General features: G+C 74.2%; 8 protein-coding genes and 2 pseudogenes. 9 read left to right on the forward strand and 1 reads right to left on the reverse strand.

Annotated elements, in window-relative coordinates; all coding sequences use genetic code 11:
* The 9 genes and pseudogenes from H9623_RS09695 to H9623_RS09735 all read left to right on the forward strand — a co-directional run.
* Positions 1-724: pseudogene (locus H9623_RS09695) on the forward strand (hypothetical protein); the annotation flags it as partial.
* Positions 725-922: 198 nt separating this feature from the next.
* Positions 923-1,375 (forward strand): hypothetical protein, encoded by a 453-nt coding sequence (locus H9623_RS09700; RefSeq protein ID WP_193719850.1) that lies wholly within the window; start codon positions 923-925, stop codon positions 1,373-1,375.
* On the forward strand, positions 1,372-1,698 hold the full coding sequence (locus H9623_RS09705) for a winged helix-turn-helix domain-containing protein (protein ID WP_193719851.1): 327 nt from the start codon (positions 1,372-1,374) through the stop codon (positions 1,696-1,698). Before H9623_RS09700 ends, H9623_RS09705 begins: the two co-directional genes overlap by 4 nt.
* 112 nt (positions 1,699-1,810) lie before the next feature.
* Positions 1,811-2,524, forward strand: a complete 714-nt coding sequence (locus H9623_RS09710) for a DNA-3-methyladenine glycosylase I (protein WP_193719852.1) — start codon at positions 1,811-1,813, stop codon at positions 2,522-2,524.
* Between the two features lie 96 nt (positions 2,525-2,620).
* Positions 2,621-4,078, forward strand: a complete 1,458-nt coding sequence (locus tag H9623_RS09715) for an L-serine ammonia-lyase (RefSeq protein ID WP_193719853.1) — start codon at positions 2,621-2,623, stop codon at positions 4,076-4,078.
* A gap of 114 nt (positions 4,079-4,192) precedes the next feature.
* Positions 4,193-5,506 (forward strand): sensor histidine kinase, encoded by a 1,314-nt coding sequence (locus H9623_RS09720; RefSeq protein WP_193719854.1) that lies wholly within the window; start codon positions 4,193-4,195, stop codon positions 5,504-5,506.
* Positions 5,503-6,213, forward strand: a complete 711-nt coding sequence (locus tag H9623_RS09725) for a response regulator (RefSeq protein ID WP_456093952.1) — start codon at positions 5,503-5,505, stop codon at positions 6,211-6,213. The genes H9623_RS09720 and H9623_RS09725 overlap by 4 nt, the downstream gene beginning before the upstream one ends.
* Before the next feature lie 149 nt (positions 6,214-6,362).
* Complete coding sequence (locus H9623_RS09730; RefSeq protein WP_193719855.1) at positions 6,363-7,574, forward strand: hypothetical protein; 1,212 nt, start codon at positions 6,363-6,365, stop codon at positions 7,572-7,574.
* 54 nt (positions 7,575-7,628) lie between these two features.
* Positions 7,629-8,741 carry an App1 family protein gene (locus H9623_RS09735; protein ID WP_193719856.1) on the forward strand — a complete coding sequence of 371 codons (1,113 nt, stop codon included), beginning with the start codon at positions 7,629-7,631 and terminating at the stop codon, positions 8,739-8,741.
* Positions 8,742-8,778: 37 nt separating this feature from the next.
* On the opposite strand, the pseudogene H9623_RS09740 reads toward H9623_RS09735, so the two are convergent.
* A pseudogene (locus tag H9623_RS09740) lies at positions 8,779-8,943 on the reverse strand (ferredoxin); the annotation flags it as partial.

Genomic DNA, 8,943 nt, shown 5'->3' on the forward strand with positions numbered 1-8,943 from the left:
CACCACCCTCAACACCGGACTCGGCGCACTCGCCCCCGGCATCCAGAAGGCTGCCACCGGCTCCACCGACATCACCAACGGACTCGGCGCACTCGCCCCCGGCATCCAGAAGGCCGCCACCGGCTCCACCGACATCACCAACGGCCTGGGCCGCCTCGCCCCCGGCATCCAGGAGGCCGCCACCGGCGCCGGCGACCTCAACACCGGGCTCAGCGCACTCGCCCCTGGCGCCCTCAAGGTCTCCGACGGGGCCTGGGCGGCGGCGGACGGGGCGGGCACGCTCTCGACCAAGCTCGGCGAGCTCGCTGCGGGCAACACGAAGCTTGCCACGGGCGCCCGGGACCTGTTCGCTGGGACGACCCGGCTCGAGACCGGGTCGCTGAACCTGCACACCGGCATCAACGCCCTCTCGAGCGGTGCGACGACCCTGGCCGCCGGCAACGCCGCTCTCGCCGAGGGCGCGGGCACGCTGCACGCCGGCACCACGACGCTGGCCGACGGTGCAGGAGAGCTCGCCGAGGGCACCACGACGCTGGCCGAGGGTGCGGGGACGCTGGCCGACGGCACCGTCGAGATCTCCGACGGGACGACCAAGATGAAGTCGGACGTCGAGAACAGCCCGGCAGGCAAGCTCTCGCTCGGCATGTCGGCGATCGCGGGCGGCAGCCTGCTCGCCGGTGTCGTCGGGATCGGACTGGGACTGCGCCGCCGGCTCACCATCTGAGCAACGGCAGACCAGCGCGTTCCCGCGCGGCGCCTCACAGTCGACGGTGACGCCGCGCCTCTCGAGGGCGGTGGGAACCGCGTCCATGACCTGGGCGCGGTTCCCACCGCCCTCGCTCCGTGTCAGCGGCGGAGCCACACCACATGCCGATCGCGCCTCTACTTGCCAATTGGGAAAGTAGATGCTTCGATGGACGACATGAGCAACGACGCCCCCACCGCGACCACCCCGACCCCCCGCGAGGCGGCGGCCGCCCTCGACCTCGCCGCACGGAGCACCGCGAGGACCGCGGGAATCGGTCACCGGTGGGTCCGGAGCCTCCTCCTCGCCTGGGCGGCCATGACGATCGCCGTCGTGCTGCTCGTGGGCCTCGGGGGGATCCCCGGGATCGTGATCGGCTCACTGATCGGCCCCCTGTTCGGCGGCACGATCGCGATCTGGGCCGCCCGCCAGGGCATCCGGGCGCGCAGCCTGAACGGCCGCTACCTGCTCGCGGTCGTCCTCTGGGCCGTGCTCTACGGCGCGACGCTCGTCCTCGGTCTGCCGGCCCAGGCGGGCAACCTCGCCTACTGGCTCCCCGCGGCGCTGGTCACCGCCGTCCCGATGGTCGCGGTCGCTCTCCTGCCTCGCCACGCGGGACGCACGGCATGACCGCGTCGCACCCCCGCCACCGGCTCGACGACGTGATCCACTCCCCCGTCCGCCTCTCGGTCGTCGCGGCGCTCGCCGGGGTCGAGAAGGCGGACTTCAAGTCGCTGCGCGACGCGATCGAGGTGTCCGACTCGGCACTCTCCAAGCAGCTCACGGTTCTCGAGGACGCCGGGTACGTGGAGATCACCAAGGACCGCGTCGGTCGGCGGCCACGGACCTGGGCCGCCCTCACGCCATCCGGTAGGACCGCACTGACCGGGCATCTCCAGGCGTTGCGCGCGATCGCGGAGCAGCAGCTCCCCCCTCGGGTCGCCGACGTCTGATCCGCAGGCCTCCGCGAGCTCGGGCCGTGCACAGGCGCGCGACCGCGCGACGTCCTCCACAGCGCGCCGACCGGACCGGCCGTGTGTGGGCGTCGTGCGCAAGAGTGGGGTCATGACCACGACCGACGCCACCGACCAGCACGCCCCCGAGCCCACGGCGCCGCTCGCCGCACCGGCCGACGCACCTGCGGTCCCGGCCCCGGGCGCCCGCTGCTTCGGCGACGGCGACCCGCTCTACGAGGAGTACCACGACACCGAGTGGGGGCGGCCGGTCCACGGGGACGAGGCCCTGTTCGAGCGGCTCGCCCTCGAGGCCTTCCAGTCCGGCCTCGCGTGGATCACGGTCCTGCGCAAGCGACCGGCGTTCCGCGCAGCGTTCGCGGGCTTCGACCCGCAGGTCGTCGCGCGCTTCACCGAGGAGGACGTCGAGCGGCTCCTCCAGGACGCGTCGATCATCCGCAACCGCATGAAGATCGAGGCGACCATCTCGAACGCACGCGCCCTGCTGGCGCTGCACGAGCAGGGCCGGACGCTCGACGAGCTGTTCTGGTCGTTCGCCCCGGGAGGTTCCCGAGCGCCCGACGACGGCACCCCTGCCGACCGACCACGTCCCCGGACCTTCGCGGACGTCGCAGCCAGCACCCCCGAGTCGGTCGCCCTGGCCAAGGCGCTCAAGAAGGAGGGTTTCCGGTTCATCGGCCCGACGACCGCCTACGCGGCCATGCAGGCGTGCGGGCTCGTGGACGACCACCTCGCGACGTGCCCGGTCGTGACCGGGACCCCTGGGAGGCCCGGGAGCGGCGACAGCACGGGGGACGCCGGGTAGCCCGGACGCCGAGCTGTCGGGCCCGGTCGGCCGCCACGACCGCCTCGCCCCAGGGCCGACGGGCCTGTCCACCCTCTGAGATGCGACCATGGGGCAATGTCCTCGTACGTCAGCGTCCTCGACCTCTTCTCCGTCGGCATCGGGCCGTCGAGCTCGCACACGGTCGGCCCCATGCGTGCGGGCACGACGTTCGCGCGCTCGCTCGACGAGCAGGGGCTCCTCGACCAGGTGACCGGGGTGAAGGTGGTGCTGTGCGGGTCGCTCGGCGCGACCGGCATCGGGCACGGGACACCCGACGCCGTGGTCGCCGGTCTGCGCGGGCTCGACCCGGAGACGTGCGACCCCGACGAGGTGCCGGGGTGCTGGGAGCGCCTCGGCGACGGGCACGAGGTCCGGCTCCTGGGCCGCCGCACGGTGACCATGTCGAGCGCCGACGTCCGCCTCGCGCCGCTCACACGCCTGCCCGGGCACCCCAACGGGATGCGGTTCACGGCCCTCGACGCGGGCGGCGCGGCCGTGGCCGAGCAGGTGTACTACTCGGTCGGCGGCGGGTTCGTGCTCACGCAGGAGGAGCTCGACGCCGCCGCGGCGAACGAGGAGGCCCAGCACGCAGCCGAGCTCGCGGGCGCCCCGATCGACCCGGCCACCGAGCCTGCGGACGTCCCGCACCCGTTCGCCAACGCGGCCGAGCTCCTCGCGTCGTGCACCCTGGAGGGGCGCAGCATCGCGGAGACCGCGTGGGAGAACGAGGTGTCGTTGCGGCCCGCCGCAGAGGTCGGCGAGGGCCTCGACCGGATCTGGCGCACCATGAGCGAGTGCGTCGACGCGGGCCTGGACCGCCGCGGGATGCTTCCGGGGAGGCTCAAGGTCCGCCGTCGGGCCCGGGCGCAGCGCGAGAAGCTCGAGGCCGCTGAAGCCGCGAGCGGGGCGGCCGCACACAACGACCACTCGATCGAGTGGCTCCAGGCCTATGCCATGGCCGTCAACGAGGAGAACGCCGACGCCCGTCGCGTCGTCACGGCCCCCACGAACGGGGCCGCGGGCATCATCCCCGCGGTCGGCCGGCACTTCCTGCGGATACACCCCGACCTCGCGGCCGACGAGGACGCCGCACGCCTGGCCATGCGCACGTTCCTGCTCACGGCAGGAGCGATCGGGGCGCTCTACAAGCGCAACGCGTCGATCTCGGGGGCCGAGGCCGGGTGCCAGGGCGAGGTCGGCTCGGCCTGCTCCATGGCGGCGGGGGCCATCTGCGCGGTGCTCGGCGGCACCCCGGCGCAGGTGGAGAACGCCGCGGAGATCGCGATGGAGCACAACCTGGGGCTCACGTGCGACCCGGTCGGCGGACTGGTCCAGGTCCCGTGCATCGAGCGCAACGCGATCGCGGCCTGCACCGCGGTCTCGGCCGCCAAGCTGGCTCTCCAGGGGGACGGCGCGCACGTCGTCTCCCTGGACACGGTCATCGAGACCATGCGCCAGACGGGGCTCGACATGTCGACCAAGTACAAGGAGACCTCGACGGGTGGCCTCGCGGTCAACGTCATCGAGTGCTGAGGCGCTCCGCGCGACGGGGTGCTGAGGCGCTCCGCGCGACGGGGTGCTGAGGAACGCCTCGTCCCGCGCACCGCGCCCCGGGCGGCCCGGGGCCGCGCCTGACATGATGACGAGATGTCCGGCTCGTCCCGCGAGGCAGCACGTGCCGCACCGAGACCACGCGTCCGGTTGCGCGCTCTGGTCGCGCCCCTGACGTCGGGGGCGACGGTGCGGGCCGGGGTCTTCCTGGTCGTGGGCGGCGTGGTCGCCGGAGCGTACGGGCTGCTCGGCGCAGGGTTCGTGCAGATGTTCGCCGAGCCGCGGACCGCAACTCCCACGACCGTCGTGCTCGCGATCGTCGCGACGGTCCTTGCGGCCGTGCCCCCCTTCCTCGCACCGGTCCGGACGGTCGAGGTCCTCGCGGTGCGCACCCTGCTCGACGTCGACGTGCCCGTCCCGTCGGGCCCGCCGAGCGCTCCCGCCCGGTGGCGTGCTGCGGCCTGGTTCACGCTCCACCTGCTGCTCGGCCTCGTCGCGGTCGCGGTGCTGCTGGTCGTGGTACCCCTCGTGCTGGACCTCGTGCTCTCGGTGTTCGGTGCGCCGTTCGTCGAGCCCGGGTGGATGACCGGTGTGCTGGCCGGCGAGGCGGCTCGCATCGCGGCCGCGCTGCTCGTGCTCGTCTCCTTGCCGTACGTCGTCGTCGGGGCGCGCGCGGTGCTGCGGTCGGCGGCGCCGGTGCTGCTGGGGCCCGACCAGAGCGAGCGGATCGCCGAGCTCGAGACGCAGGCCGCGCGCCTGACCGCACGCAACCGCCTCGCGCGCGACGTGCACGACGGCGTCGGTCACGCCCTGACCATCACCGTGCTCCAGGCCGCGGCGGCGAACCGAACCCTGGAGACCGACCCGCAGGCCGCACGGCGTGCGCTCGAGGCCATCGAGGAGACGGGGCGCCGCGCCCTGACGGAGCTCGACGACCTGCTGCGCCGCCTGCGCGACCCGGGGAGCGACCCGGGGAGCGACCCGGGGAGCGACGCGCCGACCGGCCACGACGACGACGTCGCGATGCTCGTCCGCCACGCGCGCGCGGCGGGCGCAGACGTCACGCTGCGCCTCGTGGGCGAGGTGGGCCGGGCACCGCTGACGGTGACGCGCGAGATCTACCGGATCGCCCAGGAGTCGCTCACCAACGCGTTGCGGCATGCGCCGGGAGCACCGATCCACGTCCGGGTGGTCCGCGCGGACGACCTCAGGATCGAGGTCAGGCACCCGTGGTCGTCCCCGCCGGGCGGGGCGTCGGTGCGGCGGGGCCGGGGGCTGCCGGGGATGCAGGAGCGGGTGACCGCGCTCGGGGGCACGCTGTTCGCGGGGCCCGACGGCGGGGCGTGGGTCGTGCGGGCGTCGTTGCCGCTCGGAGCTCGCGGCGCCGCGTCGGACGAGGTGGCCTCGTGAGACGGACGAGCCCTGACGTGCCCGAGCGGCCAGGGAGCGGTGGCGCACGGACGGGTCCCGGCGGGGTCCTGCGTGTCCTCGTCGTCGACGACGAGCCTCTGGTCCGGGTGGGCCTGCGGGTGATCCTCGACGCCGAGCCAGACCTCGAGGTCGTCGGGGAGGCCGCGGACGGTGCCGAGGTGCCTGGCGCGGTCGAGGCGACCCGTCCCGACGTCGTGCTGCTCGACGTCCGCATGCCGCGCGTCGACGGGATCGCTGCGACGCGCGCGATCGTCGCCCGCGCCTCCGCTCCCCGGGTCCTCGTCATGACGACGTTCGAGAACGACGACCACGTGCTCGACGCGCTGCGTGCGGGGGCGCACGGCTTCCTCCTCAAGCGGGCCCGCCCCGAGGACCTGGCCCAGGCCGTGCGGGTCGTGGCCCACGGGGAGTCGTTGCTGTTCCCCGACGCGGTGCGACGGCTGGCGACCGCCCGCCCGGCACGAGGTGATGCCCTGCGGTCGTCACGGCTCACGGAGCGCGAGGGCGAGGTGCTGCGCCTCATGGCCACCGGGAGGTCCAACCAGGAGATCGCCCGCGAGCTGTTCCTCGGGGTCGAGACGGTGCGCACCCACGTGGGCAACCTGCTCGCCAAGCTCGGCGTCCGTGACCGCACGCAGGCCGTCGTCGCTGCGTACGAGTCGGGTTTCGTGTTGCCGGGCACCTGAGCCCGCTGGTCATGTCGCTGAACCCGGGTCCGTTCACCCGTGCGGGGGACCTCGCTCACCGGGTCGGGTGATCCTGCCCCGGCCGCGCGCCGGGAACCTGGAGGGACAGCTCGCCGGGACCGCCGGCGGCCGTCACCTCGGGAGACACCATGGACGACACCGACCTCACGACCACGACGTCAGCACGAGCCGGGCACCGTCCGCACGGTCCCGCCGGCCCACGGCCGGACGGGGGGACGCGCCCTCCCGGGGACGCCCCGCGGTGGCCGCGGTGGGTCCCGGGTCTCACGGTCGGGTGGTGGCTCGCTGGAGCCACCACAGCGCTCACCGCCGTCCTCGTCGGACGTCACCTGCCTGTCGGGGCGTCGACGCCCGACGCAGCCGGCACGATCGTCGACTCCGTCCCGAGCGGCAGCCTGACCGCGTTGCTCGCCACCCTGGGACTGGTCGGGGCGGCGCACGCCGCCTGGATGTCGTCACGTGCCGACCGCCCGACGTCGCGCCGGGTGCGCACTGCGGCCGTCACGGTCACCGTGCTCGTCACGGCGCTCGGTGTCGTGTTCGCCGACACCAGCCTGCTCGCCCGCCTGGGATATCTCCCGGTGGTCCTGGTCCGGGCGCCGTTCGACCCGGAGCTCGCGGGGGCCTTCGACCAGTACGTCGCGCCGGCGTTCCTGCTCCAGCTCGGCGTGCTCGTGGCCCTGGTCCTCCTCGCGGCCACGACCGTCCTCTTCGTCCGGCGCAGCAGCGGGGCGTGCGAGGCCTGCGGTCGCCTGGACGAGCCGACCGACGGCCACGCACCGGCACCCGCCGGGGAGACCTCCGCGTCGCCGTCGGGCATCGTGGCCTGGGGACGCCCCGCCGCGATCGTCGCGGCGATCGTCCCGTGCCTGTACGCGGTCACGCGGCTGGTCTGGGTGCTGGGGTACCCGCTCGGGCTCGACCCCGAGATGTACGAGCAGGACGCCGGCCGGCTGGTCGCCCCCGCGGCGGGGCTCGCACTGTTCGCGCTGGTCGGGGCGGTGCTGACTCTCGGCCTGGTGCAGCGGTGGGGAGAGGTCTTCCCCCGCTGGATCCCGGGCCTGGCCGGGCGGCTGGTCCCTGTCGCGCTCGCCGTCGTCCCCGGCTCGGTGGTCGCGGTCGCGATCCTCCCGGCGGGCCTCTCGATGATCAAGGGCCTCCTGGAGATGTCCCCGGCAGAGGTCCTGTCCGGCTGGGCCGCGTTCGGTCCTGGTGTGCTCTGGCCCCTGTGGAGCGTCGCGCTCGGGATCGCCGTGGCCGCGTACGCGACCCGGCGTCGTGGCACGTGCCGAGCCTGCGGCCGGGCACCATCGGGCGCCACGTCGCACCTCGCCCGATGAAGCGGGCGTCCTTGTGCCAAGGTGGGAGACCAGCACCTTCGACGAGCGGATCCCATGCACCAGACGCACCTCCCGTCCCCCACCCCTCCGGTCGAGCGCCTGCACCTCTCGGCACGGCTCGAGGACCGCCTCCGGGCGGCCGCGGTGAAGTTCTTGCGGGCGCGGGGCTGGACGCCGCGCATCGAGGCGTACGTCGGGTACGGCACCGAGGAGTCGGTGCGGGTGCTGGCGCGCGTGCTGCTGAGCCGCCCGCGGCGACGGGCGGACCTGGTCTGGAACCGCCGCGGGTGGCGCAACTACCTGACGGTGTCCGCGCCTGCCGAGGTGGTGCGCGCGTCGGTGACGCGCACCGACGACCAGGGGGGCGCGGAGCGCCTCGTGACGGACCTGGTCGCGGACCGCGACGGGTACGTCGACGGGATGCTCGACGTCTCGCTCGCGCCGGGGTGGCACGACGTCGAGCTCGCGACGGCGAGCGGCGCGACCGCGACGGCGCGCGTCTTCGTGGTGGGGCACGGCCGTCGGCTGGGGGTCGTGAGCGACATCGACGACACCGTGATGGTCACCATGGTCCCCAGCCTGCTGCGTGCGGTGTGGAACACGTTCGGCCTCCACGCGAGCGAGCGGCGGCCCGTACCCGGCATGGCGGACCTGTACCACGGCATCGCCTCTGTACATCCGGAAGCCCCGTTCGTGTACTTGTCGAACGGCGCGTGGAACACGGCGGGCAACCTCGAACGCTTCCTCGACCGCAACGGCTTCCCTCCCGGTGCGCTCCTCCTGACCGACTGGGGACCTACGGCCACGGGCTGGTTCCGCAGCGGCCAGGAGCACAAGGGCAACGCGATCGATCGTCTGGTGCGCGAGCTGCCCGACGTCGGCTGGCTGCTGCTCGGCGACGACGGCCAGCACGACCCGGAGATCTACGCGGCCGCCGCGACGCGGCACCCGACGCACGTGGCGGCGATCGGCATCCGTCAGCTCACGCCCACGGAGAAGATCCTGGCGCACGAGCCCCCGGCACCGACGTCGGGCAGGGGCGGCGGGACGTTCCTCGGGACGCTGCCCGGTCCGCGCCGCCCCCGGCGCCCCGCGCACGGCGTCCCCACGGCAGGCGGGCCCGACGGCGCAGCCCTGGCCCGGGACCTCGGGCGCGCCCTGCGCTGAGCCCGGCCCGGGCCCGGGGCGCGACCGGGGCCGTCGTTCAGGCCTGCGGTGCCAGGGCCGCGATCATGGGGTCGTCCTTGTCGATCATGCCCATCTTCGCCGCACCACCCGGCGACCCCAGGTCGTCGAAGAACTCCACGTTCGCCCGGTAGTAGTCGCTCCACTCCGACGGCACGTCGTCCTCGTAGTAGATCGCCTCCAC

The sequence above is a fragment of the Oerskovia douganii genome (genome assembly GCF_015142735.1).
In the GTDB taxonomy this organism is placed as follows: Bacteria; Actinomycetota; Actinomycetes; order Actinomycetales; family Cellulomonadaceae; genus Oerskovia; species Oerskovia douganii.

Excerpts from the sequence above, each read along its gene's own strand:
- H9623_RS09735 (WP_193719856.1), top strand. The coding sequence starts at position 7,629 with ATGCACCAGACGCACCTCCCGTCCCCCACCCCTCCGGTCGAGCGCCTG.
- H9623_RS09715 (WP_193719853.1), top strand. The coding sequence starts at position 2,621 with ATGTCCTCGTACGTCAGCGTCCTCGACCTCTTCTCCGTCGGCATCGGG.
- H9623_RS09720 (WP_193719854.1), top strand. The coding sequence starts at position 4,193 with ATGTCCGGCTCGTCCCGCGAGGCAGCACGTGCCGCACCGAGACCACGC.
- H9623_RS09700 (WP_193719850.1), top strand. The coding sequence starts at position 923 with ATGAGCAACGACGCCCCCACCGCGACCACCCCGACCCCCCGCGAGGCG.
- H9623_RS09710 (WP_193719852.1), top strand. The coding sequence starts at position 1,811 with ATGACCACGACCGACGCCACCGACCAGCACGCCCCCGAGCCCACGGCG.
- H9623_RS09730 (WP_193719855.1), top strand. The coding sequence starts at position 6,363 with ATGGACGACACCGACCTCACGACCACGACGTCAGCACGAGCCGGGCAC.
- H9623_RS09705 (WP_193719851.1), top strand. The coding sequence starts at position 1,372 with ATGACCGCGTCGCACCCCCGCCACCGGCTCGACGACGTGATCCACTCC.